Source organism: Peptoniphilus rhinitidis 1-13 (assembly GCF_000246925.1).
Classification (GTDB): domain Bacteria; phylum Bacillota; class Clostridia; order Tissierellales; family Peptoniphilaceae; genus Peptoniphilus_A; species Peptoniphilus_A lacydonensis.
On the sequence record NZ_BAEW01000008.1, the window covers coordinates 40691 to 67217 of the forward strand.

Below are 26527 nucleotides of genomic sequence, written 5' to 3' on the forward strand. Positions count from 1 at the left end.
AAATCCTCCTCTTATTCTTCAACAGGTCTTTTAATGAAAGCTTCGCCTGGATCTATTTCTTCTCTTATTAATTTGATTACATCTTCATCTGGTTCTTCAAGTTCAACTGCACGAGATACATCAATGTCAAATCCTGTGTTTTCTATTACATCTTCTGGAGATGAAGAAGGATAATATCCTGCAAGATACATTCTCTTAGTTTCTTCATCAAACTTTAATATACCCTTGTCAGTTACAACCATTTGTGGTCCAACATTTTCAGGAATACCAACTCTAGTTCTTCCACCAGGACCATCAATCCAACCTGGAGAAGTTACATAGTCAATTTTGTCCATAAATCTTCTCTTTTCATGTTGCATCATAATAATTGTATTTACATAAGTTGCAATACCATTAGCTCCACCTGATCCCGTAAATCTAGTTTTAGGATGGTGATAATCACCAATTACAGTTGAGTTAACATTTCCATAAGGGTCAATTTGAGCTCCACCGATAAATGCAATCATTCTCTTCTTGTCATGTTTCCATTCATTTGCTTGGAATCCAACATAAGTTGCGTTTGTCCAGTGAACTCCACAGTGTGCCATAAATCTGTTGTCACCAACTGATCTTGGAACTTCTATTGGATCACAATCCATAAGTCCTGATTCAACGATTAGGTAACAATTAGGAGCATAAACTGCTTTTGCAAGAGAAGCACCAATTAGTGGTAATCCTGTTCCTACAATTGCTATTTGACCATCTTTAATTTGTCTAGCAATTGTAACTGCTTGCATTTCTTTATTTGTATAATTATCATATCTAGCCATTATCTATCTTCTCCCTTCTTTAGTGCATCTGTTGAATAACCAAATCCTGGAACATTCTTAAGACCAATTAATCTTGTTGCACCAAGTTTGTTAAGATATTCTTCATGATCTTTAACTCCGTATACCCATTCGTCTAAGAATGCATTAAAGTTTTCTTCTGTTTTAGATTCTACATTATACATTTTGTAGAAGTCTGCATCATAATCATAATAATCATAACATTGTGAAGGGTGAGCTCCAAATGGTGCATGAACTACTGCGTCAACACAAAAACCAGGAATTTTATTGTCAGCTGCATCGTAGTTTTTAATGTATTCATCACTTACAAGTTCTTCGCAAGTAACGATAACTTTTTTAGCTGCTATGGCAATGTCAACATCGTGGAATGTGTTTCCAAGAATTCTTGTAGTTCCATCTGGAGAAGCCATTTGTACGTGAATAATTGCAGTATCAATTTCAGGAACTGGTGCTGCAACAAGTTTTTCTCCTTCTTTGAATGGGTTTTCTACATATATAAATTTATCATTTGGAAGTTTATCAACTTTTTGTCTATCTTCTTTAGATATTCCCCATTCGTCCACTAAACTTGAACCCATCATTAGTCTAACAGGTAAATATGGAAGTCCTAGTGCAGCTGCATGAATTCTTTGCATTTCAACATCTTGAGAGTAGTCTTCCATAAGAAGTTCTCCCTTTTCAACTGCTGCTCTAAATCTTCTTGAAACATTTGTATATCCTGAATTAGCAGTATAACAGTTAATATATGCTTTTACTCTGCCAGCTCCTATTAATGTATCCCAGTCGCCTCCTGCAGGGCCTGCTTCAACGATAAAATCTTTTTGTCCTTGACGCAAAATTTCATTTACTGCTGCGTAAGGCTTTCTGTTAGTTGTAAATCCACCTAGTGAAATTACATCGCCATCTTCTACATATTTTGCTATGGCGTCTTTAAGTTCCATTACTTTACTCAAGTTAAAACCTCCTTTATAAACATATAACTTGAATTACATAAATATTCAGCCCACAATGGAGCTGAATATATTAATGACCAAATAGTATTAAGAATACACCTGCTGCTACGGCTGATCCAATAACTCCCGCAACATTAGGGCCCATTGCGTGCATTAGTAAGAAGTTAGTAGAGTTATATTTTCTACCTTCAACTTGTGATACACGTGCTGCCATTGGTACTGCTGAAACACCAGCTGAACCAATAAGTGGATTTATCTTTCCACCTGTTGCTGCGTATAAAATTTTTCCAAAAAGTACACCTGCTGCTGTTGCGAAACAAAATGCAATTAAACCAAGAGCAATAATCTTAAGTGTTGATAATTGTAGGAAAGTTGTTCCATCAGCTGTGGCTCCTACTGTTGTTCCTAGCATAATTGTTACAATATTCATTAACGCATTTTGTGCAGTGTCTGACAATCTATTAACTACTCCTGATTCTTTAAATAAATTTCCAAGCATTAGCATACCAAGAAGTGGTGCTACATCTGGAAGAAGTAGTGATGTAAAAGTTACTACAACAATTGGGAAAATAACTTTTTCTAATTTAGATACTTTTCTCAAAGAACTCATAACTGTAGTTCTTTCTTTTTCAGTAGTAAGTGCCTTCATAATTGGCGGTTGAATCATTGGAATAAGTGCCATATATGAATAAGCTGCTACTGCTATTGGTGCTAGTAAATGTGGTGCAAGTTGTGATGTTGTAAATATAGCTGTTGGCCCATCCGCCCCACCAATAATACCAATTGATGCAGCTTCTGATCCTGTGAAGCCCAATTTTATCGCAACTAAAAATGCAACATATATACCAAATTGAGCTGCTGATCCAAGTATCAATGAAATTGGATTTGCAATAAGTGGTCCAAAGTCAGTCATTGTACCAACGCCCATAAAAATTAAACATGGAAATAAGTTTGACTTAACCCCATTATACATAATGGCAAGAACACCTGAACTTTGCCAAGGATCTGCCACGTCCATTAAGCCTGTTAATGGTAGATTTCTAAGAAGCATACCAAATGCAATAGGAAGAAGTAATAGTGGTTCGTATTCTTTCTTTATTGCTAAATAAATTAGAATAAAGGATACGATAAACATTACGACATTTTGCCATTGCAAGGCTGCAAACCCTGATTCGGCGAGTATCCCCTGTAATGTTTCTTTTAACATGTTTCGACCTCCTAATTATTCTACACTTGCAAGTAATGCGTCAGTATCTACTGTTTCTCCCGCTTTTACATTAAGTGTAACTTTACCTGCACATGGAGCTACGATTTCGTTTTCCATCTTCATAGCTTCAAGAATAAGAATTACATCCCCTGATGCTACTGTATCTCCACTATTGACATTAACTTTTAAAACAGTTCCTGGCATTGGTGCAACTACATCTCCACTTCCACCTGATGCGGCTGGTGCTGCTGCTGGAGCTACAGGTGCTGGTGCTGGTTCTGCAGGAGCCGCTGGTGCTGGTGCAGGTGTTACTTGTTGAGCTTGTGGTTGTGCTACTGGTGCTTGCGGTGCTTGTGGTGCTGCCGTAAGTGATCCAGGAGTAAGAGATTGATATCCTCCGCCAACTTTTTCAACTTCTACTTCAAAAACTTTTCCATCTACTTTAACTTGATATTTCATTAATTTCTCCTTTGTATAAATAATAGAATAATTTCAAATTTTAATTTTACTTCTTTTCAGTTATAGAAACAATTCTAAAACTTTCAACTCTTGATTTTTCTTGCATGCTGATTGCTCCAACTATCGCCGCTAAAAGTGCGGGATCCATAGAATTATCAACTGGAGCAGCTTTTTTTGCTACTGGTGCAGGTGCCTTTTTATCGTTAGACTTTCCTGATGCGGATTTCCCTTCAATAGCATTAACTATTTTACTAATTAAAATTATTGCAATTAGTAAAGCTATCAAAGCTAAGAAAACTACACAAAAACCAGTCAAGGCTACCCCTAAGGCTTCTCCCATGGTAAGATTTACATCTCCTAGCATTATCACACCTCCCAATGTGGTTTCATATTGTGGAATCCATTCCAACTTTTAAGAACATTATAACAAAGACCTAAAATTAATTCAATTAAAATCTATATGTATGATTAATTAATCTAAATCTTTTGCAAATTAATTATACATGAAAATTACAGTAAAATAAAGGAAAGCCTTTTTGTTTTATTTGTATAAAAATACAAATAGTGAAAATTCTTAACTAAAAATTACATTTGTTAAAAGAAGATAGCATTATTATTAATTTTTCAAAAAAAATATATTTTTGAGGCAAAATCTTTGACTAAATGAAAGTAAAATTTTTTCATATTTTTAAAATTAATTTTTTCTAAATTTATATTTTTGGAATATGTTTTTCGACTCGATTTGCGCTTTTATCCTTATATATAATGAATGAGTTCACTTGTAATAATAATTTAGATTTTAAAATTTTTCCAATTTTATTTTAGTAACTTTTAGAAAAAACTCTCCAAATTATATATAAGCTCTTTACTATACAAATGGCAAAAGATTATATATAATCTGGAGAGTTCTAAATTTTATATAATTTTTTAAATAGCTAAAAGACCGAGATGCTCAACTAATATTTTTGTCCCAAGAAAAATTAAAATTAATCCACCAACTATTTCTGCTTTATCCTTTAAGGCAACGCCAAAAACTCTACCTACTCTTACTCCAATAAATGAAATTAAAAAAGTTGTAATTCCTATTATAAAAACTGCTGTTCCAATATTTATATTTAAAAAAGCAAATGAAATTCCAACAGCAAGGGCATCAATTGATGTTGCAATAGAAAGCATTAATAAGTTTTTTATATCTAATTTATCATCTTCTATTTCACAAGTTTTGTCTTTTGATTCTCTTATCATATTAGATCCTATTATAAATAAGAGAACAAAAGCTATCCAGTGATCTATTGATTGCAACTTTTCTGCAAATAGAGAACCCAAAAGATAACCAATATAAGGCATTAATCCTTGAAATATTCCAAAAAATAGCGCTATTATAAAAGATTTTTCCAAAAAATTTTTTTAATTGAAAGACCTTTGCAAATAGCAGCTGCAAAGGCATCCATGGACAATCCAACTCCAATTAAAATTACTGATACCAAATCCACATCTTCACTCCCAAAAAAATAGATGCTCAAGGCATCTATTCTAAAATTTAAATTATTTTAATAATTCATCTAATCTATTTTTATCAAAGCCAACAATTTGTTCGTCATCTACACAGATTACTGGAACTCCTGTGTAACCCATTGCCATAAGTTCGTTTCTAGCTTCTTTGTCTGTTTGCACATTTTTTTCTTCAAAGTCTACTTCTTTTTCCTTTAAATAATCCTTTGCCATTGTGCAATATGGGCAAGTGTTGCTTGTATAAACTGTTACTTTACTCATTCTTATTCCTCCTTATATTAACTTATTATACTCTAATATTTGAATTTAAATCAAATAATTTAATATTTTTATTATATTTTATGTTCTGCATGTTCCAATCCATCTTTAAATATGGAAAGAACATGTTCATCGTCAAGAGAATAATATGCACGTCTTCCCCTTCTCTTGACCTTTATTAAGCTTTGGCTTCTAAGTAATGCAAGTTGATGCGATATTGAAGATTGACTCATATCAAGCAAAACTGAAATGTCGGAAACGCAAAGTGGTCCCTTCATCAACGCATAGATTATTTTTATCCTAGTTGGATCTGATAATGCTTTAAATATTTGTGAAATCAAATCTATTAACTTTTCTTTTTCGTTAAAACTTAATATGTCTTCTTCAACATTCTTCGAAACTTCGTCTATATATTTTTCCTTCATTTTTTATTTACCCCACGCTTTTAAAATTTACACTCAAGACAATAAATTCCCTGAGATCAAGCGTTTCTGCCCTTCTTCTCTCATCTACGCCGCTTAGTTCAAGTGCTTTTTTTATTTCGTCTTTTGTGTAATTTAATTTTGAATTGGAAAGAGAATTTAAAATTGTCTTTCTCCTTGTTGTAAAAGCTGCACGAACTACTTTAAATAAAAAATCCGTATCAACTTCTTCTCTATCTTTCATTTTTAAACTTAAAACTGCCGAATCTACATTGGGCTTTGGCATAAATACAGATCTTGGAACTTGAAATCTATATTTGCAATCTGTGTAATAATTTATAAAAACAGATAAAGATCCATAATCTTTACCACCAGGCCCTGCTGAAAGTCTTTTTGCAACTTCTTTTTGAACCATAACTGTTATTGAAATTAAGTTTGTATTAGATAAAACTAGCTTTTCAATAATAGGTGTAGTGACATAATAAGGGAGGTTAGCTACAACTTTAAAGCTTTCATCCCCAAATTCTTTTTCAGTAAGTACTTTTAAATCTATATCTAGAAAATCCCCATAAATAACTTTTACGTTTTCTAGTGCTAAAGTTTCTTTATGCAGTTCCCTTAATTTTTCATCAATTTCAATTGCCACAACTTTTTTGGCACGAAGAGCAAGTTCTTCTGTTAGAGTTCCCACTCCTGGCCCAATCTCTATGACATTGTCCTCTTCATCTATTTCGGCAGCATCTGCAATTTTCCTAACTATGTTCCCATCTATTAAAAAATTTTGTCCCAATGACTTTGTAAATCTAAATCCATATTTAGATAAAACTTCTGAAAGCTTTTTTGGTTTATATAATCTATCTATTAGAATTCACTTCCTTCATGGCTTTTTCAAATTCCTCCCTAGTAATCCCAAAGGAGTTTAATTTGTGAAGAGTTTTTTTCCCATTTCCATATCCTATTTTTAAAATATCTGAAAGTTTTTCTCTCCTATATCTTGATTCAGGAGAATTAATTAAATTATTTTCTATTAAATCTTTCATTGTGTATTCTTGGTTCATATTAGTACTTGTAGCTCTTGCCGATTCTAATGCCTTTAAAATTTCTTCTGGGCTTGCATTCTCTACACCAATATCTCCATCTTTTGTCGACACACTTTGGGAGAGATAAGCGTGTTTTGCACTTGGGATTTCTTTTGCAATTCTCTTTCTTATTTGTGAACCCATATAGTCAGAATCTGTGAAAATTATTATTCCTCTTTTTTCATTAATCTCCTTTAACAAATTAATTAATTTGTTCCCAAAACCAAATCCATGAGTCGTGATGACTTCTGCATCAACAGCTTTTTTTATTTGAATTTCATCATCACGGCCCTCTGCTACAATAACCTCTTTAATTACTTTTTTCATATCCCAAAGAACCTCTTAGTATTCGCCGCCGTAATTTTTTCTAACTCAGAACTTTCTATCTGTCTTAGGTCTGCTATATAGTTGCAAGTGAATTTCACATATTTAGGTTCATTTCTCTTGCCCCTATATGGAACTGGCGTCATATAAGGACAGTCAGTTTCTAAAAGAAGTCTTTCAAGGTCCACCTTTTTTGCCACTTCTTTTGGAGTTTTTGAATTTTTAAAAGTAACAGCCCCTCCAAGGGCAATATAATCGCCCATCTTTAAATACTTCTCCATCATCTCCACAGATTGGGAAAAGCAATGGATAAGTGCTACGAATTCATATTTTTCATGAGCTTCTTTTAAAATCTCGAAAGTTTCTTCTGAAGCATCACGAGAGTGAATCACAATATTTTTTTTGAGTTTCGCTGCAAGAGCAATTTGTTTTTTAAAAACTTCTCTTTGAATATCTCTGGGAGAATTATCGTAGTAATAATCTAGACCAATCTCTCCTATTGCCACAACTTTTTTATTTTTTGAAAGTTCAATAAGTTTTTTTTCCACATCGTCATTATAGCTTTCCGCTTCATGAGGATGCACTCCAATAGAAGCATAAATATTTTCATACTTATTGGCAAGTTTTACAGAATTTTCTGAAGAACTAAGATCTGAAGAATTATTTACTACAATTTCTATTCCATTTTCATTTAAATTTTTTATAAGTTCATCTCTATCTTCATCAAAAGCTTCGTCATCGAGATGTACATGAGAATCTATCATATTATCTCCTAACTAATTTTTGCACCTGAATTAATATCAGATAAAGTTGATGCAAGGGATATATCTCCTTTATCATCTATGGCAGCAAGGAGCATTCCATTGGATTCAACTCCTCTTAAATTAATTGGTTTTAAATTTACAATAATTAAAACTCTTCTTCCAATTAATTCCTCTTTATTGTAATACTCTTTTATTCCAGATACAATTTGTCTATTTATATCGCCAACTTTTAATTTTAAAACATAAAGTTTATCTGCATTTGGATGATCCTCTACGTCAATTATTTCTGCAACTCTAATATCAAGTTTTGCAAAATCTTCAATGTCTACTTCTTTTTTTATGTCTTCTTCTGTATCTTTTTTGGCATTTATATTTGTTCTAGATTTTATAAGAGCAGTATTTTCTTCATTAAACTTTTCAATTTCCTTTTCTATGTCAAGTCTTGGGAAAATAACTTCGCCTTTGTTTACCTTAGTTCCATCTTCTATAAGACCAAAAACTCTTGCATCATCTAAGTTTATTTCTGAATTTATGCCAAGTTGTTCTCTTATTTTAAGTGAAGTATCTTTGATAAAAGGATGGATTAAAACAGATACAATTCTAAGACTTTCGCTCAAATTATATAAAACCGTATTAAGTCTATCCTTTTTATCTTCTTCTTTAGCAAGCTTCCAAGGTTCAGTTTCATCAACATATTTATTTGTCCTTCTTATCAATCTCCAAATTGATTCAAGAGCTACAGAAAATTCGTAATGTTCCATAGCAGATTCAACTTCATCTATTAAAGAAACTGCAAGATTTTCTAAATCATCATCTACTTCTTCTCTGACACCTTTATCTTCAATTATTCCATCATTGTATTTTCCAATCATGGAAACTGTTCTTGAAAGTAAATTCCCAAGGTCATTTGCAAGGTCAGAATTTAATCTCTGCATGAATTTTTCTATATTAAAAGAACCATCTGAACCAAAAGAAAATTCACGAAGTAGAAAATATTTTAAAGCATCTACTCCATAAAGTTTTATAATTGGCTCTGGATAAACTACATTTCCCTTTGATTTACTCATCTTGTCATTATCAAATAAAATCCAACCATGTCCAAAAATTTTATCAGGAAGAGGAAGATCTAGTGCCATCAGAATTGCAGGCCAAATAATTACATGAAATCTAATAATTTCTTTTCCTACGAAGTGAACATTTGCTGGCCAAAATTTATTAAAATGTTCTTTGTCCTTTCCATATCCAATTGCAGTTAAGTAACAGGATAATGCATCTATCCAAACATATATAACATGTTTTTCATCAAAGGGAACTTTTACTCCCCAATCAAAACTTGATCTAGAAACAGAAAGGTCACTTAATCCATCTTTATCTTCAAAAAAGCTTTTTATCATTTCATTTTTTCTAAAGGCAGGTTCAATAAACTCTGAATGATCTTCGTAATATTTTAAAAGTCTATCTTTGTACTTTGATAATCTAAAGAAATAAGATTCTTCGTGAGTAATTTCTGTTTTTCTTCCACAATCAGGACAAGTGTGTCCCTCTCCTAGTTGTGCTTCTGTCCAAAAAGATTCACAAGGAGTACAATAATAACCCTCATACTCTCCTTTATAAATGTCACCTTTATCGTATAGTTTTTGAAAAATATCTGCAACATTTTTTTCGTGATCCTCATCAGTTGATCTGATAAAAGCATCATAGTCTATGTCCATAATTTTCCAAAGTTTTTTTATATTCTTAACTATGCCATCAACATATTCTTTTGGCTCCATACCAAATTCTTTTGCTTTTTCTTCTATTTTTTGACCGTGTTCATCAGTTCCTGTTGTGAAAAACACATCATATCCTTGCATTTTTTTAAATCTTTTTACGCAATCTACTGCAACAGTGCAGTAAGTATGACCAATATGAAGATTATCACTTGGATAATATATTGGCGTTGTAATATAAAACTTCTTATTCATAAAACCTCCATAAAAAACCTAATCCATTTGGATAAGGCCTTGGCAGAATCTGTCAATATTCTGATAAGTTTCTACTATTATTTATTAAAATAATTATAACTGAATTACTCTATAAAATCAATTTCATGAAATGTCTGTAACGCCTTTTGCAATAATCAATTGATTTTTGACATATCCATTATACATTTAATTATCTAAATAAAATATCATAGTATTGTATTAATTGTTTTTTATAGCTGTTTTCTTATTCTCTTTTAACATTTTATTAAAAAAAGTGCAGGCAGAAATTTTTCTACTTGCACTTTTTATTTATATTCTTAAATTTTTGTCAAAAATCTTTTATTTATTTTTCTACCCAAACATCAACTTCAGAATTTGAATTTGCTCTTTCTCTATTGTGCGCATTTGATGCGTCAAGGATATTGTAATAAGCCCAAAAATCTTCTTTTACATCGCTAAATTTTGTCAAAGATGAAACATTAATATCTTTAAGTGAATCCTTATTTGTATTTCTGTCAAATACAGAGTTCAAAATTGTAACAGCTTCTGCTCTTGTGATTTTTTCATTTGGTTTAAATGTTCCGTCTGGGTAACCACTAACATTTTTGTTTCCATTTAATTTGTCAATTGCATCCTTTGCCCAGTGATCTTTTATGTCATTAAAATCAGATTTATTTGTCTTTTCTGTTTTAATATATCCAGAAATCATTTGTGCAAACTCTGCTCTTGTAATGCTTTCATTTGGCTTAAATGTTCCATTAGGATAGCCACTTATAAGTTTCTTTTCAACAACATAATTTACTGCAGCGGAATACCATTCATCATTTGCATCAGAGAATTTTGTCTTGTCCCCAAATCCAAATCCGCTTCCACCATTTATAAGTGTAGCAAACATTTGAGCCGCTTCTGCTCTAGTTACATTATTTTGTGGTTTAAATGTTTCATCTGGGTAGCCTTCGATATATGAAATTACTCTTTCATCTTGAATAGCTTTTTTTGTAACTTTGTAGTCAAGTTTTTCTACATCGTCATCATCTGTCTTTGCTTCAACTTTTATAGTTTCTCCTGCAATTAATTCTCTATCTAAGAATACTGTAAATACTCCAGAGTTATTTACTTCAATGCTACCTAATTTTCTATTACTTGCATCATAAACAGTAATTGTATCTTTTGCATTTGCTTTACCTTTTACAAGTTTTTGTCCTTCTTTAGCTTCAGTAATAGTCAATTTATCATTTTCTGCTGTCTTTTTATCTTTGTAGAATTTTAAATCGTCAAAATCACTTTTTGAAATATCATCTCTCAATTTAACTGAAAAATATGAATTTTTATCAGTTCTAAAAGTTCCATAAAGTTCTCCATCATAATAAACTTTTATATTTTCATAAGGATGGTTTCGAATAAATCCTGTCAAAGTTTTTCCCATTATACTAAGGCCATTTGCCTCAACTTCAGATCCTTTAATATAATCGTCTTCTTCTCCAGCAATTTTTACTCTTTTAGATTTATCTCCATCTTTTTCTGCATAAACATAAACAATTTCATCTTTTGAAATATCATATTTTATTGAAAAACGTCCATTTCTATCTGCTTCACCAATATGTCTGTCATCTTTTCTACTTCTTTCGATATAAATATCTGCATAAGGTTCTGTCTTACCTGTGATTTCTCTTCCATTGTATTTTACATTTGAGATGTCAACATCGTCGTAACGACCACTTTTCTTTTCTACATCAAAAGTGAGTGTTATTTCTTTTTTAGAACCATCTTTAAATTTTACTGTAACATATTCTGTTTGTTTTCCAGTTTCATTGTATTTAAATGATGTTTCTCCTTCAACTACTCTAGCTCCACTAGGAAAGTCTATTATATCTTCAATGTCATATCTCTTACCTTTTTCAAGAGTTTTTCTTGTATCTCTTACTCTACTTCTATTTCTATCGGCTTCAGTAGTTTTTTCGTCATCATCGTCTTTATCATTTTTTGAATTATAGTACTTTTCATTTTGTGCCTCTTTTAATAAATCTCCACTTGATGCAAAAATAGAAGCTGGCATTGACGTCACAAGCACACCTGCAAGTGCAAGTGCTAAATATTTCTTACTATATGGTTTCATTTAAATTCCCCCTAATAAAATTAATTATTAATTTATACTATGATTGAGTTTAAAGCCCTTTTGTGATAATAAAGTGATAACTAGAATAACTTTTTTCTTTTTAACATTTTTTTAATATTTTGTAACAATATAGAAACAAAAAGAACTCACTAAAATAAATTTAGCAAGTTCCAAAATAAAATTATTTTACTTTTATAGATAAATCATCCGCATACACATCTACTAAAATAGTATCTCCATCCATAACATCACCCTTAATTATTAATTTTGAAATTTTTGTTTCAAGAGCGTGCTCAATATATCTCTTAACTGGCCTTGCTCCATATTGAGGGCTAAAGGATGCATTTAAAATAAATTCAAGAGCAGAATCTGTGACTTCAATTTTTATATCTCTGTCCTCTAATTTATTTTCAACTTCTCTTATACTTTGTTTTATAATGTCGTAAATTTCTTCTCTTTGAAGTGGTTTGAATAAAACTATTTCATCAACTCTATTTAAAAATTCTGGTCTAAAAGACGCCCTAAGATCTCCCATTACAGATTCTCTTGCATCTTCTGTTATTTGACCATCTTCTCCGATTCCATCAATTAAGAAGTGTGATCCAATATTTGAAGTCATAATTATAACTGTATTTTTAAAATCAACAGTCCTTCCTTGATTATCAGTAAGTCTTCCATCATCTAGCACTTGAAGTAAAATATTAAAAACATCTGGATGAGCCTTTTCGATTTCGTCAAACAAAATTACAGAATAAGGCTTCCTTCTAACTGCTTCTGTAAGTTGTCCTCCTTCATCGTAACCAACATATCCCGGAGGAGATCCCACAAGTCTTGACACAGAATGTTTTTCCATATACTCTGACATATCAATCCTTATTAAATTCCTTTCATCATCGAAAAGCGTTTCTGTAAGTGCCTTTGCTGTTTCAGTTTTACCAACTCCTGTTGGCCCCAAGAATATAAAAGATCCAATTGGTTTATTTCTATCTTTTAGTCCAGCTCTTGCTCTTAAAACTGCATCAGATACAACTTCAATTGCATTATCTTGCCCTATTACTCTCTTGTGCAAAATATCTTCAAGATTTAAAAGTTTTTCTCTTTCAGTTTTATTTAATTTTTCAACTGGTATTCCCGTCCACCTGCTGACAACATAAGCAATTTCATCTTCTGTAACTTGTTCCTTTACCATTGATGTAGATTCATCTTTTGTTTCCGATTCTTTTTTAGCAAGTTCTTCCTTTAATTTTGGAAGAGTTCCGTATTTTAATTCAGAAAGTTTTTCAAGATCATAATTTCTTTCGGCCTCTTCAATTGAGTGATTTGTTTCTTCAATTTGTTTTTTTATATCTTTTGTGGAATCAAGGGCCTTTTTTTCAGATTCCCATTTAGATTTCAATCTGTCAAAAAGATCTTTTTCTTCAGAAAGCTCAACTTGCAATTTTTTTAGTCTTTCTATACTCGCTTCATCAGTTTCTTTTTTTAGTGCTTGATTTTCTATTTCAAGTTGCAAAATTTTTCTTCTAACTTCGTCAATTTCTGTTGGCATTGAGTCAATTTCTGTCCTAAGCATTGCGCAGGATTCGTCCATCAAATCAATGGCTTTATCTGGCAAAAATCTATCAGTAATATACCTATCAGAAAGAGTTGCAGCAGCAATAACAGCTGAGTCTGCAATTCTTATCCCATGATAAATTTCGTATTTATCTTTAAGACCACGAAGAATTGCAATTGTATCTTCCACTGTCGGCTCTTTAACCAAAACCTTTTGAAATCTTCTTTCGAGAGCAGGATCTTTTTCAATATATTTTCTATATTCATCAAGAGTTGTTGCGCCAATTGCGTGAAGTTCTCCACGAGCAAGCATTGGCTTTAACAAATTTGATGCGTCCATTGCCCCATCAGTCTTTCCTGCACCAACAATGTTGTGAATTTCATCTATAAATAAAATAATATTTCCTTCAGATTTTTTCACTTCATTTAAAACAGCCTTTAATCTTTCTTCAAATTCTCCACGATATTTTGCGCCTGCAATAAGTGCACCCATATCAAGTGAAAATACTGTTTTATTTTTTAATCCTTCAGGCACATCCTCAGACACAATTCTTTGTGCAAGTCCACCTGCTATTGCAGTTTTACCAACTCCAGGAGGCCCAATTAAAACAGGATTGTTTTTAGTTCTTCTAGATAAAATTCTAATTACATTTCTAACTTCTTCGTCACGACCAATAACGGGATCTAACTTTCCATCTCTTGCAAGTTCAGTTAAATCTTGACCATACTTTTTGAGAGCATCATAAGTTCCTTCTGGATTGTCAGTTGTTACATGTTGATTTCCTCTAATTTTTTTTAGAGAATTTAGAAAACTATCTGCATCAATTTTATATTTGTTAAAAATAGATGAGGAACCAGTTCCCTTCATATTTAAAAGTGCAAGATAAATATGTTCAACAGAAAGATATTCATCTCCCATCTTCTTCATAAAATCTTCAGCCTTTGTAAATAATTCTCTATAAGAATTATCTGCATAAACTTCTGAACCTGATTGTTTTGGAAGTCTTTCAATAATTTTTAAGACATCCGCTTTAATCATCTCAGGATTTTTTTCCATATATGTCAAGACCCTTGGTATAAGTCCTTCTTTGTCATCTAAAAGTGCGTAATTAATGTGAATTTCTTTTACCTCAGGATTGCCATATTCCTTAGCGATATTATATGCTCCTTGAACAGCTTCAAGGGACTTTTGAGTAAATTTTTCAAAATTCATTTAAACACCTCATTTACTAATTTTTTCAAGTTCTTTATATAATTTTAATTGCTTTTCTGATAAATCTTTAGGATTTACAATATTAAAAGAAATATAAAGATCTCCCTTATTTCCCTTTAAATCTTTAAATCCCTTTGAAGGAATTCTCATCTTATTTCCTCCAACAAAATTTTCGGGTATTTTTAATTTTAACTTCCCATTTAAAGTTTCAACAGTTTTGCTACTTCCAAAGGCTGCTTCCCATGGATAAATGTCTTCTTTTTTTGTAATATCAAGTCCATCTAAAGACATATCCTTTTCATCGCGAATATTTATTTTAAAAAGAATATCTCCAGGAAGTCCAAATTTTTCTCCCTTTACCTTAACTTTTTTCCCACGAGTTATTCCCTTTGGAACTTTAACAACAATATCATATTCCTTTTGTTTGTAAGTTAAATTTACATTTTTTGTAGTTCCTTCATAGGCTTCTCTAATAGAAATAGAAAGCTCGGACTCAAATTTATTTCTGGTCTTGTTTGCAGTCCTTCCATTTCCTCTTCCAGATAAATCTCCAAAAATATCATTTATATTAAAACCACCGGAGAAATTTCCTCCTGACCTACTAGAACCAAAAATAGTTTCAAAAAAGTCTGAGAAATCTGCTCCACTTCCCCCCGTAGTGTATGTGTAACCATATTGAGAAGGGTCAAAATCATATCCAGAACTAAAATCATAATTAGAACCAAAAGTATCATATTTTTTTCTCTTACTCTTATCAGATAAAACTTCATAAGCTTCAGAAATTTCCTTAAATTTTTCTGCTGCAGCATCATCTCCTTGATGAAGATCTGGGTGATACTTCTTTGCAAGCTTTCTGTAAGCACTTTTTATTTCCTTTTCGTCTGCGTTTTTAGAAACTCCAAGGATTTCATAATAATCTTTATATTTCAACTAATAACCTCCTCACGTGGACTGTCAAAAATTCTAAAATATTTTATTTTTCCATCAAAAATTATTTAATCTCTATAAATAAAATTAACTAATTATATTATATATTTTAATTAGTTTTTTAGTATAAATAATTCAAATATTTAATAAAATTCTAAATTCTAAAAATATCATTTGACTATCTTTGACTATTAAATTATACAATATTTTTAGCACTCTTGCAAGTTATCTGCTAATTATTTTATAATTTTTCAACATAATTATTGCGAGATTTTTTTGAAAACGATATACTATCTTTGTAGAACTAGAAAATAATATTTAAAAAGGAGCTTAATATGAGAAAAACTAACACAAAAAATATTATTATGTCTATTCTCTTCTTATTAATTGCAATATTAACGTTTACAGCTTGCTCTAATAAAGAAGACAAAAATGCACCAACTATTGGCGTTTCTTGGTCAACAGATAAAGTTGATAAAAATTCTAAGGACAAAGTTGATGAAGATACACAAATGTATGCTGATGCTTTAAGAAAAGCTGGAGCTAAAGTTGTATTTCTAAAAGAAATGACATCTCTTGACGAAGCAAAAGAAGAGATAAAAAAAGTTGATGGAGTCGTAGTAACTGGAGGAGATGATTTAAATCCCGCACTTTACAACGAAGAACCAATTCCAACTTTAGAAGATATAAACCCTAGACGTGATAAATCTGATGAATTTTTACTTAAAGCTTTATTGGAAGAAGATAAGCCTACAATAGCAACTTGTAGAGGAATGCAATTTACAAATATCTTATCAGGTGGTACTTTATATCAAGATATAATAGCACAAAGACCTACTGATATTATTCATAGAGATCCTGAAAGAAAAGTTTTTGTGAAACACGATATAGATGTTTTGCCAGATAATATTTTAGCTGATGGTTTTGGAAAAACAGGTACTATCGAAGTAAACTCTTGGCACCATCAAGCAATAAAAGATTTGGGGAATAATTTAAAAGTTGTAGCAACAGCTTCCGATGGAACTATTGAAGCAATAGTTAGAACTGACAAATCCTATTTCTTGGGATTACAATTTCATCCCGAAGAATTAATTATGGACGATAACAATGAAGACGCTCTAAATCTTTATAAATCCTTTATTGCAAAGGCAGAAGAATTATCTCAACAAAAATAATAAAATATTCTAGTTTTACATAGGGAGGACAAAAAGTTCCTCCTTTTTTAATTTTTTTATAATTTTTAAATTTTTCCTTGTATTTATAAATTTATTATGCTAAACTTATAACAGATTATTTAATACACTTTTTAATTAATTTCCTTTTACACGCCGAGTTATCTCGGCAATTTTTTTGTCCTTTATTATCAATACATTATCTTTTATTAAATACATTATCTTTTATTAAATTGTATTTTTAAATTACTAAGATACTTGGTAAAAATCCTTATAAAAAACCAAAGAATGTTTTCTCTAGAAATTATTATAGATGATTTCAAAATTAAATCTAAAAACCAAACCCTCTATTTCCTATCACTTTATTACCAAATATCTTTATCTCATATTATTTTTAAAATTTCAAAGCCATTTATTTTTTTAATTTCTATCTTCTCTTCTTCTAACAGATTGTCCAATTTATTATCTATTCCAAAAACAATTTTTACCTCATCTTTTAGAACAAGGTCATAGGACTTTATATAATCAATTATTCTTTCTTTTTCATCTAACTCTTCTTCTCTTTCTACTAGATTTAGATTTTCTAATAAAAATTCTTCAACTCTACTAAAATCCATTATATTTTGCAAAACTCTATTATTTTCTGTAACCAAAAATCCCGGCAACTTTTTTATTCTGTAATCAAAGGATTCCATCCTATTTTCTAGAAAAATTTCGTGGCTATTTTCATAATTAAATATAAATTCTTCAAAATTAATATTAAAATTCTCTAAAATTTCTCTTTGAACATTTAGTTTATAAATATTCTTATTAAAAATAATTGCTTCTTCTAAAATTTTTCTTATATAGTCCCTAGAAATATTCTCATCAATTTCTTTAACAGATAAAAAATACTTATCTAAGGGATAAGAAGATTTATATTCTTCTGTAAAAAGATCTAGATTTTCTTTGAAACCTGGCATTTTTGTAATCGTAGATGTGGCTCTATACATATCGTATAAAATTTTATTTCCAAGTTTTACGGAATTTTTTTCCCTAAAATTTTTGGGAAGAAACTCTTCATAATTTCCAATCAACCCACTCATTACAAATTCATAATTAAAATTATTGTATTTTCTTTCAAATTTTCTAAGAATTGGAAAAAGTCCCCACAAAAAAGGATCTAATACATCTGTAAATATTTTTAACATAATTACCCCTCTTTTATTTTATAAATTCATTATAACATTAAACCTTATTCAATATTAGAATTATAACAAATCTAGCACTTTTTAAAATTTATATACTACTATATATAGTGTTTTCTTCTATTTTTTGTATTTACATTGTACAAAATATCTTGTATAATTTATTTATAATTATCTTATATAGAAAGGGTGAGTGAAATTGTCACAAGTTATAAAAAGAAATGGAAAAAAAGTTGATTTTGATAGAGATAAAATTGTAATAGCAATTGAGAAGGCTATGCATTCTAGTTCTGGATTATACATAGAAAATCAGGCTCTTGAAATTGCAAGTGAAATTGAAAAACTTGCGAAAGAAAGAGAACTTCCCCTTTCTATATACGACATAGAAAGCGAAGTTTACTATCGCTTGATTCAAAATAATAATCCAGCAACTGCAAGAGCATACGAATCTTATAAATCTGTTCAACAATATAAGCGTGAACAAAATACTACTGATGAAGATATATTAGGTCTTTTAAATGAAACTAATGAAGACTTAATGGACGAAAATTCAAATAAAAATGCAATCATAGCATCAACTCAAAGAGATTTAATCGCAGGTGAAGTTTCAAAGGATATTGCAAAGAGAAAAATGATTCCTGCCGACTTAGTAGAAGCACATGAATCTGGTGCTATTCACATTCACGACATGGATTATTTTATCCAACCTATTTTTAATTGCTGCCTTGTAAACATGAAGGATATGCTCGACAATGGCACTGTCGTAAATGGAAAAATGATCGAAACTCCAAAGTCTTTCCAAGTTGCTTGTAATGTAATGACGCAAATTATTGCACAAATCGCATCAAATCAATATGGTGGACAAAGTATAAATATTTCTTGCCTTGGAAAATATCTTAGAAGATCCTATGAAAAAAATTTGAGCCTCGCTCTTGATACTCTAGGTGACATTGAACTTGCTGAAAAAATGGCAAATAGAATGACAAAAAAAGATCTCGAAAGTGGAATTCAAACTATTCAATATCAAATAAACACGCTTATGACTTCAAATGGTCAAGCTCCTTTTGTAACGTTATTTATGTGGCTTGAAGATGATGACCAATACGTTGACGAAGTTGCAATGATTATAGAAGAAATTTTAAAGCAAAGAATACAAGGAATAAAGAATGACGCAGGAGTATATGTGACTCCAGCCTTCCCTAAATTAATTTATGTTTTAGACGAAAATAACATTAACAAAGATTCAAAATATTACTATTTAACGTCCCTTGCCGTCAGATGCACTGCAAAGAGAATGTACCCTGATTACATTTCTGCCAAAAAAATGCGTGCAAACTACGAAGGCAATGTATTTTCTCCAATGGGTTGTCGTGCTTTTCTTCCTCCATATAAAGACGAAAAGGACAATTACAAATTTGAAGGAAGATTTAACATGGGTGCGTGCTCCATTAATTTACCTCAAATAGGAATACTTGCCGGGGGCGACGAAGAAAAATTCTTTGAAATCTTAGAAAAAAGACTAGACTTGGTAAAAAGAGTGGGGCTACTTCGATACGAACATCTAAAAAAAGTTACAAGTGATTCATCTCCAATTCACTGGCAACATGGTGCCATTGCAAGACTTGGAAAACATGAATCTATTGCACCACTTTTATTAAATGGTTACTCCACAGTTTCTCTAGGATACATTGGAATATATGAAGCAACTGTTTTAACTAAAGGTGTAAGTCACACAACTAAAAAGGGATACGACTTTGCCATGAGAATAATGGACGCATTAAACGATGCAGTAAAGAAATGGACAAAAGAATATGGAATTAAATTTACTCTCTATGCAACGCCAGCAGAATCACTGACTCAAAGATTTTGCAATATTGACAAAAAAAGATTTGGAATAATAGAAAATGTAACAGATAAGGGTTACTACATCAACTCCTTCCACGTTGATGTTCGTGAAGAAATATCTGCCTTTGAAAAATTTACTTTTGAATCAAAATTTCAAGACAAATCAACAGGTGGTTGCATTTCCTATGTAGAAATACCTAATATGGGTCACAACCTAGAAGCACTTGAAACAATTGTAAGATTTATCTATGACAACATTCAATACGCAGAATTTAACACAAAATCAGATTACTGTTCTGAATGTGGATTTGACGGTGAAATTAAATTGAACGAAGAAGGCGATTGGGAATGTCCACAATGTCACAACAAAGATAGATCAACTTTATCAGTTGTAAGAAGAACTTGTGGCTATCTTGGAGAAAACTTCTGGAATGAAGGCAGAACAAAAGAAATTAACGCAAGGGTTCTTCACATATAATGAATTATGCACAAATAAGAAAATACGATGTGGCAAATGGCCCTGGTATAAGAAGCACAATTTTTGTAACGGGATGCACTCACAATTGCTACAACTGTTTTAACAAAGAATATCAAGACTTCAATTTTGGAAAAACTTGGACAGATAAAGAAACAAAAGAAGTAATAGAATATCTAGAACTTCCTGAAGTAAAAGGTCTGACAGTTTTAGGTGGCGAACCCTTTCAAAATGAAGTAGATCTTTTAATGACTATAAAGGACATAAAGAAAGAAGTTCAAAAAGATATTTGGATTTTCTCTGGTTATACCTTTGAAGAAATAATAAAAGATGAGAACAAAAAAAATCTTTTAGAAGAATGCGACGTATTAGTTGATGGGAGATTTGTTGAAAACTTAAAAGACTTGACACTTAGATTTCGTGGTTCTTCAAATCAAAGGATAATAGATGTAAAAAGATCTCTAGATGAAAATAAAGTAATTGAATTAAATTTTTAAAGAGCTACTCTCGTTTTAAGTAGCTCTTTTTTGTTAAGTGTAATTACCATGAACTTTTAATATATTTTATTTATTAAGACGCTAAAATATTATATCCAATAAACGTAGCTGCTAGTCCTGACAAAATAACCATAATTATACCTATTTTTATAATTAATTTAGAATCAGAATTTTCATCGGCATGAAGCATTGCTATTGGAGCAAATGATGATGGCAGTACATATGCTAGTGAGCCACACATTGTCGTTGTAACACAAAGTGCAATAGGACTAATATTGTAAGAAACCATAGAAACACTTGCTGCAACTCCTGTCATTATTGTAATTGTTGATACATTTGAAGAGAAATTTGTAAGTGCACAAGTTCCCAGTGCAAATAAAAACACAACTAATGTAATTGATGATTTTTCAATAATTGGTCTTAAATTTAAAATAACAAAATCATTTAATCCTACACCTTCTGCTGAAACTGCACTGCCCAATAAAACACCAATAGAAATAAAAAATATTGTCGCCCAAGGAATTTTCATATTCATTGTTTCTTTTAAGTCAATTAATGGCGTATCATTTATCCTGACAAAGGCAAGTAAAATAACTGCTAAGAAAGCCCAAAAAGTAATGGTAAGATTCTTGAACATTAAAATCACGCTATTATCTTTAGGTAAAAATATTTGTAAAACTCCTGGAAGAATCCATAATATTACAGTAGCAAAAAATATTGTCGCTATTGACTTTTCTCTAAGTTCCATAGGTTTTAAATCTTCTGAAAATTTATTCATGTCAAGATTACTAACTTTTGAAACATCAGGTTTTATAAAATATCTTATTATTATAAAAAGAACTAAGAATAGTATAAACGTCGTAGGCACTGCATATGCCATATAATCAATAAGAGTTATCTCCATTCCAGTTGTCTGTTCAAATATTCCAATTCCCAAAATTGCAAGTGGATGTGAAATTGGCGTAGCTGCCCCACCAAGATTAACTGAGAAAATAGCACCTAGTGACAAAGTATTAGAAAATTTACTATCTTTTTCATATCCAGTCTTTTTTATTATCTCATTTGTAAAAGCTAAAAAGAAAGCTGTCGCTGGAACTTGATCCATAAATGCTCCAACCAAATAGCAAATAAAGAAATACACAAACATAAAAGACCAAGGACTTTTCTTAGAAATTTTCATCGTGAGCATTTTTGTAGTAAGTCTATCCGTAAAACCCGATTCATTTAGAGCATTTGTCAGTACCATACTTGCCACTACAAAAGCAAAAATCCAATTTCCAATTGAACCTTTTATAACATCATTTAAGCTCATAACACCTGTCAATGTCAAAAGTAAAAAACTAAAAAATACAGGCCATATAGTGTCGACAATAGATAACATAAGTACCGTTCCAATAAAAACTCCTATTACTTTTGTCCCCATAGATGTAATTGGATCTATTGGAGGTAATATCCAAAATAAAAATATTACAAATAAACATAACAAAGTTTTTAGAATATATTTCTTATTCCAATAGAACTTTTGTTGCAATCCTTTCATAGAATCACCTATTTCTTATAATATCCATTTTCAAGTAATAATGCTATGCCTTGTCCGCCTCCAATGCACGCACTTACAACAGCATATTTCAAATTATGATTTTCTTTAAATTCATATAAAGCAGTAGTTATAATTCTTGCACCCGTCATTCCAAGAGGATGCCCTAGTGCCACTGCACCACCATGAATATTAAAGTTTTCCTCATAATACTTACTTCCTAAATAAATATCAAGTTCTTTTAAACAGCCCAAAGTTTGACCAGCAAAAGCCTCATTTATTTCAAGCATTCCTATATCTTTTTTTAAATCAAGTTCATTTCTTTTGAGCAGATTATTTATAGCAGGGACTGGCCCCATTCCCATATAAGCTGGATCTACGCCTGCTATTTCATAATCCACTAATTTTGCCATAACTTCCAAATTTTTTTCCTTTGCGTAAGAAAGAGTTGTAATTATTTCAAAGGCCGCACCATCATTAAGACCAGAAGCATTACCTGCCGTAACAGTGCCTTCTTTTTCAAATACGGGCTTTAAAGTACTTAACTTTTCAAGAGTTGTGTCCTTCTTTGGATGTCCATCAGTATCAACAATTGTACTTCCTTTTCTTGATTTTACTTCAACAGGAACTATTTCTTTTGCAAATCTACCTGAATTTATAGCTTCTCTTGCTTTCATTTGACTGTCGTATGCAAATTTATCTTGATCCTCTCTCGAAATATTATATTTTCTAACAACATTTTCAGCAGTATTTCCCATGTGGTTTATACCTGAATTTGCACCCGAAGCTGTTCTATGTCCCTCATCATTTGCATCTATTAATATAGAATCCCCCATTCTAAATCCCTTAAATCTAGCTTCTTCTGGCAACATATAAGGTGCTCTAGATAAAGATTCTGCTCCACCAACTGCAATAACTTTTTTATTTCCTCTTAAAAGTTCAAGAGCACCAGAAACAGCAGACTGCATTCCAGAACCACAAATTCTATTGACTGTCATTCCAGTTGCTTCGTGCTTTAAACCAGTATCTATTCCAATAATATTGCCCAAATTATTCGTTGTTTGAGAGCCAGTAACATGACCTACAATAACTTCATCAATATCATTTTTATCAATTCCAGATCTCTTAATAGCTTCATTTAAAGCAATTACTCCTAATTCCTGAACCTTAACTGTCTTTAAATCGCCCAAATAAGCTCCTACAGGAGTTCTAGCTGCTCCTACAAAAACAACTTCGTCATTTAAAAAATTTAACATTTATTTTCCCCTTTCATTCCATTATCATTTTTTCTAAATCTTCAGAAATTTCAACATCTGGCTCAACTCCACTAATAATTTCATCAATACTAAAGTTAGGATTGTAAGCTGACAAAATTAACTTTTCATTTACAATATCAAAAACTGCCTTTTCAGTAACTATCATAGTCGCAGCTTTCTGTGCAGTAAGAGGTAATTTACAATTTTTTAAAATTTTAGGTTTTCCATTATTTGTGTGATATGTAGCAATTATCACGTTCTTAGCACCTACACATAAATCCATAGCTCCGCCCATTCCAACAACTAATTTGCCTGGAATAGTATAATTAGCAATGTTACCATGCTCATCAACTTCCATAGTTCCAAGAACAGAAGCACTTAAATGTCCTCCTCTTATAATTCCAAAAGAAATAGATGAATCAAAAAAAGAAGCTCCTTTCTTAAATCTTGTCGGAAATCCAGATGAACTTATTACACCAGGAATATAATTAGGATCATCATAATCAATATCTCCAATGGCACCTATCATTCCATTTTCTGAGTGAATATTAATATTTTGTTCATCTGTAACAAACTTAGAAACTAAAGTAGGTACACCTACTCCTAAATTGACATAAGTATTAGGCTCTAACCTCACAGCAATATTTTTCGCAATAATTTCTTTCATTTCATTTTTATTAAGTTCCATTATTCAATACTCCCCTTAACAATATAATCAACAAAAATACCTGGCATAGTTACATCATTTGGAGCTATTTCTCCATTCTCAACTATTTCATCTGCTTGTACTATCGTTATATCACTAGCAGTAATCATCATAGCTGAATGAGCAGTAGCAGATCCAAAAAATACAACATTTCCCATCTTATCAGCTTTTCGTGCCCTAACTATACACACATCTGCTCTAAGAGGTTTTTCTAATAAATACTCTTTACCATCAACACTTATAATTTCCTTCCCCTTTGCTATATCAGTCCCTATCCCTGTTGGTGTTAAAACTCCTCCAAGACCATAACCACCTGCTCGAATCCTTTCAACTAAAGTTCCTTGAGGTACAAACTCTACTTCAATCTCTCCTTTATTAAATTGATCAACTGTAAATTTATTCATTCCTATATGGGAAACGATTGCTTTTTTAATACAATGATTAGGAGTCAAAATCCCAACATGTTCGCCAGGAATATTTAAATCACCTGTATCATTACAAATCAAAGTTAACTCTTTTGTGTTTCTTTTAACAATTCCTTGAATGATTTCATTAGGTGCTTCAGACCCTGCGAATCCACCAATCATAATAGTGCATCCACTATGAATCATATCAAGGGCATCATCCATTGAAATAATTTTTTTCTCATCCATTTGAAAAATCTCCTTTTTAATCTAATAATATATTCTTTATGGTATAATTAAATATACTATTTAGTTTATCTTGATACCACGATATAATTATTATGAAAACCATAACTTTTTTTTATATATAAATGAGGGCTACATGGAAATTAATCAAATGAAATACATAGTGTGCATAGCTAATAATAATTTTAATATTAGCAAAGCAGCAGAAAAACTTTACATAACTCAGCCAGCTCTTAGCAAAACTATTAAAAATATAGAATTAATGACAGGAATTGAAATATTCACTAGAAAAAAAGGAAGATTAACTGGCTTTACTCCTATTGGAAAAATCATTTATGATAATTCAATACAAATAATAAACATTGAAAATCAAATTCAAAAAAATATTATCGACTATAAAAAGAAAGAATCAAATTACATTTCTATTGGAATTTTGTCAGTCTTTATGCCTATACTTTATGAAAAAATAAATACTCTATCACATAAGTGCAAAGAAAATAAAAATATAATAATAGACATAGTAGAATATAATTATTGGGATCTAATGAAGAAATTTGAAGATGAACAAATAGACATAATAATAACCGTTGGCTATAACGAAAATAACAACGAAACAATAAATCATACTATATTAGACAGTTCTTACGTTGCAATCTACGATAAAAATAATCATCATTTTGAAAACAACTCTATTAAATACTCTGATTTAAATAAAAAAACTCTAATTTATCCTTCGACCCTAAGTAAATCAAAGACTTTAATAGATGGAATTCTTGATAATAATAAAGTGGAATGCAAAAGAAAAATTCACCTAATGAATCCTGAATCAGTTTTACAAACAATTGTTAACACAGACTACTTAGCAATACTACCTCAAATCTTTTATGACATTAACTCAATTAAATACAATAACTATTTAAACATTGCTGAATTTAAAGTTCCAATTCCTTGGCATATGGACATAGTAATTAATAAAAAAAATTACAATAAAAGTAAAAATGTATTTGAAGAATTATATAATACCCTAAAAAATAATAAACTTATTTCTCCTTAAAATTTAAAAAAGGCATCTGCTATACTCAAATTTAACAGATGCCTTTTTTTTATAATATTTATTTTCAATTTAACTTTCCACATATCACCTAGTTTATCATTATTAATTTATAAAAATAAATATTTGCAATAAAAAAGCCCTCCAATAAGGAAGGCTTTTTTATCTTTTCTTTAATATGTAATGAGATAACTCATTGTGGAATAATTAAAGCAAAATATTTTACTAATTTTAAAAGGAGTATTTAAAATAAAAAGTCTATTGACAAAGATATCCTTGCATCAATAGACCTTTTAACTGGCGATAACTTACTCTCCCAGGTCGTTGCCAACCAAGTACCATCAGCGGACTAATGCTTAACTTCTGTGTTCGGTATGGGTACAGGTGTGTCCATTGTCCTATTCTCACCAGATTAACTTAAAAAACTAATCTACTCTTCTTTCTCTTGGTCAAGTCTTCGACCTATTAGTACTCGCTAGCTGAATGTATTGCTACACTTACACCTTGAGCCTATCTACCTAATTTTCTTCTAGGGGTCTTATCTTTCGAGGGAAATCTCATCTCGAGGAGGGTTT

The 26527-nt window shown here is 31.0% G+C and carries 24 protein-coding genes and 2 rRNA genes; 4 read left to right on the plus strand and 22 right to left on the minus strand.

All coding sequences use genetic code 11. The annotated features are described in order from the left end of the window. Positions 1 to 11: 11 nt before the first annotated feature. The 15 genes from gctB to RH95_RS06180 all read right to left on the minus strand — a co-directional run bounded on the left by gctB (position 12) and on the right by RH95_RS06180 (position 15579). On the minus strand, positions 12 to 809 hold the full coding sequence (gctB, locus tag RH95_RS06110; protein WP_010246082.1) for a glutaconate CoA-transferase subunit B: 798 nt from the start codon (positions 807 to 809) through the stop codon (positions 12 to 14). Beyond that, positions 809 to 1780 (minus strand): glutaconate CoA-transferase subunit A, encoded by a 972-nt coding sequence (gene gctA, locus RH95_RS06115; RefSeq protein ID WP_010246085.1) that lies wholly within the window; start codon positions 1778 to 1780, stop codon positions 809 to 811. Before gctA ends, gctB begins: the two co-directional genes overlap by 1 nt. A gap of 70 nt (positions 1781 to 1850) precedes the next feature. Next, the gene (locus RH95_RS06120; protein ID WP_010246087.1) at positions 1851 to 2987 is read right to left on the minus strand and encodes a sodium ion-translocating decarboxylase subunit beta; all 1137 of its coding nucleotides are present in this window, start codon (positions 2985 to 2987) and stop codon (positions 1851 to 1853) included. Positions 2988 to 3002: 15 nt separating this feature from the next. Further along, positions 3003 to 3446: a biotin/lipoyl-containing protein gene (locus tag RH95_RS06125; RefSeq protein ID WP_010246090.1), complete on the minus strand. Its 444-nt coding sequence runs from the start codon at positions 3444 to 3446 to the stop codon at positions 3003 to 3005. Positions 3447 to 3492: 46 nt separating this feature from the next. Then, on the minus strand, positions 3493 to 3810 hold the full coding sequence (locus RH95_RS06130; RefSeq protein ID WP_010246093.1) for an OadG family transporter subunit: 318 nt from the start codon (positions 3808 to 3810) through the stop codon (positions 3493 to 3495). Between the two features lie 563 nt (positions 3811 to 4373). Then, positions 4374 to 4844, minus strand: coding sequence for a manganese efflux pump MntP (locus tag RH95_RS06135; RefSeq protein ID WP_010246096.1), 471 nt, complete (start codon positions 4842 to 4844; stop codon positions 4374 to 4376). Positions 4845 to 4991: 147 nt separating this feature from the next. Continuing rightward, on the minus strand, positions 4992 to 5219 hold the full coding sequence (locus RH95_RS06140) for a glutaredoxin family protein (RefSeq protein ID WP_010246102.1): 228 nt from the start codon (positions 5217 to 5219) through the stop codon (positions 4992 to 4994). Between the two features lie 71 nt (positions 5220 to 5290). Continuing rightward, a complete protein-coding gene (locus RH95_RS06145; RefSeq protein WP_010246105.1) occupies positions 5291 to 5641 on the minus strand; it encodes an ArsR/SmtB family transcription factor in 351 nt (116 codons plus the stop codon). A 7-nt stretch (positions 5642 to 5648) separates the two neighbouring features. Next, entirely contained in the window at positions 5649 to 6500 is an 852-nt protein-coding gene (gene rsmA / locus RH95_RS06150) for a 16S rRNA (adenine(1518)-N(6)/adenine(1519)-N(6))-dimethyltransferase RsmA (protein WP_026038601.1), read from the minus strand. Next, positions 6493 to 7044, minus strand: coding sequence for a ribonuclease M5 (rnmV, locus tag RH95_RS06155; protein WP_010246112.1), 552 nt, complete (start codon positions 7042 to 7044; stop codon positions 6493 to 6495). The genes rsmA and rnmV overlap by 8 nt, the downstream gene beginning before the upstream one ends. Continuing rightward, positions 7041 to 7805, minus strand: coding sequence for a TatD family hydrolase (locus RH95_RS06160; protein ID WP_010246115.1), 765 nt, complete (start codon positions 7803 to 7805; stop codon positions 7041 to 7043). Before RH95_RS06160 ends, rnmV begins: the two co-directional genes overlap by 4 nt. Before the next feature lie 8 nt (positions 7806 to 7813). Next, a complete protein-coding gene (metG, locus tag RH95_RS06165) occupies positions 7814 to 9769 on the minus strand; it encodes a methionine--tRNA ligase (protein WP_010246118.1) in 1956 nt (651 codons plus the stop codon). Positions 9770 to 10112: 343 nt separating this feature from the next. Next, positions 10113 to 11885, minus strand: coding sequence for an S-layer homology domain-containing protein (locus tag RH95_RS06170; protein WP_010246120.1), 1773 nt, complete (start codon positions 11883 to 11885; stop codon positions 10113 to 10115). A 181-nt stretch (positions 11886 to 12066) separates the two neighbouring features. Further along, positions 12067 to 14649, minus strand: coding sequence for an ATP-dependent chaperone ClpB (gene clpB, locus RH95_RS06175; RefSeq protein ID WP_010246123.1), 2583 nt, complete (start codon positions 14647 to 14649; stop codon positions 12067 to 12069). Positions 14650 to 14658: 9 nt separating this feature from the next. Then, on the minus strand, positions 14659 to 15579 hold the full coding sequence (locus RH95_RS06180; protein WP_010246126.1) for a DnaJ C-terminal domain-containing protein: 921 nt from the start codon (positions 15577 to 15579) through the stop codon (positions 14659 to 14661). Positions 15580 to 15911: 332 nt separating this feature from the next. Between RH95_RS06180 and RH95_RS06185 the strand changes: the two genes are divergently transcribed. Next, positions 15912 to 16751 carry a gamma-glutamyl-gamma-aminobutyrate hydrolase family protein gene (locus RH95_RS06185; protein ID WP_010246129.1) on the plus strand — a complete coding sequence of 280 codons (840 nt, stop codon included), beginning with the start codon at positions 15912 to 15914 and terminating at the stop codon, positions 16749 to 16751. Positions 16752 to 17131: 380 nt separating this feature from the next. On the opposite strand, the gene RH95_RS06190 is transcribed toward RH95_RS06185, so the two are convergent. After that, positions 17132 to 17938, minus strand: a complete 807-nt coding sequence (locus RH95_RS06190) for a thioredoxin domain-containing protein (RefSeq protein ID WP_010246131.1) — start codon at positions 17936 to 17938, stop codon at positions 17132 to 17134. Positions 17939 to 18134: 196 nt separating this feature from the next. Between RH95_RS06190 and nrdD the strand changes: the two genes are divergently transcribed. Both nrdD and nrdG read left to right on the plus strand, forming a co-directional pair. Continuing rightward, entirely contained in the window at positions 18135 to 20258 is a 2124-nt protein-coding gene (gene nrdD / locus RH95_RS06195; RefSeq protein ID WP_010246133.1) for an anaerobic ribonucleoside-triphosphate reductase, read from the plus strand. Further along, complete coding sequence (gene nrdG, locus RH95_RS06200) at positions 20258 to 20752, plus strand: anaerobic ribonucleoside-triphosphate reductase activating protein (RefSeq protein WP_010246136.1); 495 nt, start codon at positions 20258 to 20260, stop codon at positions 20750 to 20752. The genes nrdD and nrdG overlap by 1 nt, the downstream gene beginning before the upstream one ends. Positions 20753 to 20825: 73 nt before the next feature. Here nrdG and RH95_RS06205 read toward each other — a convergent pair whose 3' ends face one another. From RH95_RS06205 to RH95_RS06220, 4 genes are read right to left on the minus strand one after another with little or no spacing between them, the layout of a single operon-like run. Next, entirely contained in the window at positions 20826 to 22292 is a 1467-nt protein-coding gene (locus tag RH95_RS06205; protein ID WP_010246139.1) for an SLC13 family permease, read from the minus strand. A gap of 8 nt (positions 22293 to 22300) precedes the next feature. Next, the gene (locus tag RH95_RS06210; protein WP_010246142.1) at positions 22301 to 23545 is read right to left on the minus strand and encodes a thiolase family protein; all 1245 of its coding nucleotides are present in this window, start codon (positions 23543 to 23545) and stop codon (positions 22301 to 22303) included. A gap of 13 nt (positions 23546 to 23558) precedes the next feature. Continuing rightward, positions 23559 to 24233: a succinyl-CoA--3-ketoacid-CoA transferase gene (locus RH95_RS06215; protein ID WP_010246146.1), complete on the minus strand. Its 675-nt coding sequence runs from the start codon at positions 24231 to 24233 to the stop codon at positions 23559 to 23561. Then, complete coding sequence (locus RH95_RS06220) at positions 24233 to 24904, minus strand: CoA transferase subunit A (RefSeq protein WP_010246149.1); 672 nt, start codon at positions 24902 to 24904, stop codon at positions 24233 to 24235. Before RH95_RS06220 ends, RH95_RS06215 begins: the two co-directional genes overlap by 1 nt. Positions 24905 to 25037: 133 nt before the next feature. Between RH95_RS06220 and RH95_RS06225 the strand changes: the two genes are divergently transcribed. Then, positions 25038 to 25955 carry a LysR family transcriptional regulator gene (locus RH95_RS06225; RefSeq protein WP_010246152.1) on the plus strand — a complete coding sequence of 306 codons (918 nt, stop codon included), beginning with the start codon at positions 25038 to 25040 and terminating at the stop codon, positions 25953 to 25955. A 292-nt stretch (positions 25956 to 26247) separates the two neighbouring features. Here RH95_RS06225 and rrf read toward each other — a convergent pair. Together rrf and RH95_RS06235 are read right to left on the minus strand one after the other, a co-directional pair. Beyond that, positions 26248 to 26364: ribosomal RNA gene (gene rrf, locus RH95_RS06230) — 5S ribosomal RNA — on the minus strand. Between the two features lie 33 nt (positions 26365 to 26397). Further along, positions 26398 to 26527, minus strand: a 23S ribosomal RNA gene (locus RH95_RS06235); the annotation flags it as partial.

Coding starts and splice junctions, on each gene's coding strand:
- clpB (WP_010246123.1), bottom strand. CDS start 14,649: ATGAATTTTGAAAAATTTACTCAAAAGTCCCTTGAAGCTGTTCAAGGA.
- RH95_RS06130 (WP_010246093.1), bottom strand. CDS start 3,810: ATGCTAGGAGATGTAAATCTTACCATGGGAGAAGCCTTAGGGGTAGCC.
- RH95_RS06185 (WP_010246129.1), top strand. CDS start 15,912: ATGAGAAAAACTAACACAAAAAATATTATTATGTCTATTCTCTTCTTA.
- RH95_RS06220 (WP_010246149.1), bottom strand. CDS start 24,904: ATGGATGAGAAAAAAATTATTTCAATGGATGATGCCCTTGATATGATT.
- RH95_RS06190 (WP_010246131.1), bottom strand. CDS start 17,938: ATGTTAAAAATATTTACAGATGTATTAGATCCTTTTTTGTGGGGACTT.
- gctB (WP_010246082.1), bottom strand. CDS start 809: ATGGCTAGATATGATAATTATACAAATAAAGAAATGCAAGCAGTTACA.
- RH95_RS06215 (WP_010246146.1), bottom strand. CDS start 24,233: ATGGAACTTAATAAAAATGAAATGAAAGAAATTATTGCGAAAAATATT.
- RH95_RS06205 (WP_010246139.1), bottom strand. CDS start 22,292: ATGAAAGGATTGCAACAAAAGTTCTATTGGAATAAGAAATATATTCTA.
- rnmV (WP_010246112.1), bottom strand. CDS start 7,044: ATGAAAAAAGTAATTAAAGAGGTTATTGTAGCAGAGGGCCGTGATGAT.
- RH95_RS06170 (WP_010246120.1), bottom strand. CDS start 11,885: ATGAAACCATATAGTAAGAAATATTTAGCACTTGCACTTGCAGGTGTG.
- nrdG (WP_010246136.1), top strand. CDS start 20,258: ATGAATTATGCACAAATAAGAAAATACGATGTGGCAAATGGCCCTGGT.
- RH95_RS06225 (WP_010246152.1), top strand. CDS start 25,038: ATGGAAATTAATCAAATGAAATACATAGTGTGCATAGCTAATAATAAT.
- RH95_RS06145 (WP_010246105.1), bottom strand. CDS start 5,641: ATGAAGGAAAAATATATAGACGAAGTTTCGAAGAATGTTGAAGAAGAC.
- RH95_RS06210 (WP_010246142.1), bottom strand. CDS start 23,545: ATGTTAAATTTTTTAAATGACGAAGTTGTTTTTGTAGGAGCAGCTAGA.
- RH95_RS06140 (WP_010246102.1), bottom strand. CDS start 5,219: ATGAGTAAAGTAACAGTTTATACAAGCAACACTTGCCCATATTGCACA.
- RH95_RS06120 (WP_010246087.1), bottom strand. CDS start 2,987: ATGTTAAAAGAAACATTACAGGGGATACTCGCCGAATCAGGGTTTGCA.
- RH95_RS06125 (WP_010246090.1), bottom strand. CDS start 3,446: ATGAAATATCAAGTTAAAGTAGATGGAAAAGTTTTTGAAGTAGAAGTT.
- RH95_RS06160 (WP_010246115.1), bottom strand. CDS start 7,805: ATGATAGATTCTCATGTACATCTCGATGACGAAGCTTTTGATGAAGAT.
- metG (WP_010246118.1), bottom strand. CDS start 9,769: ATGAATAAGAAGTTTTATATTACAACGCCAATATATTATCCAAGTGAT.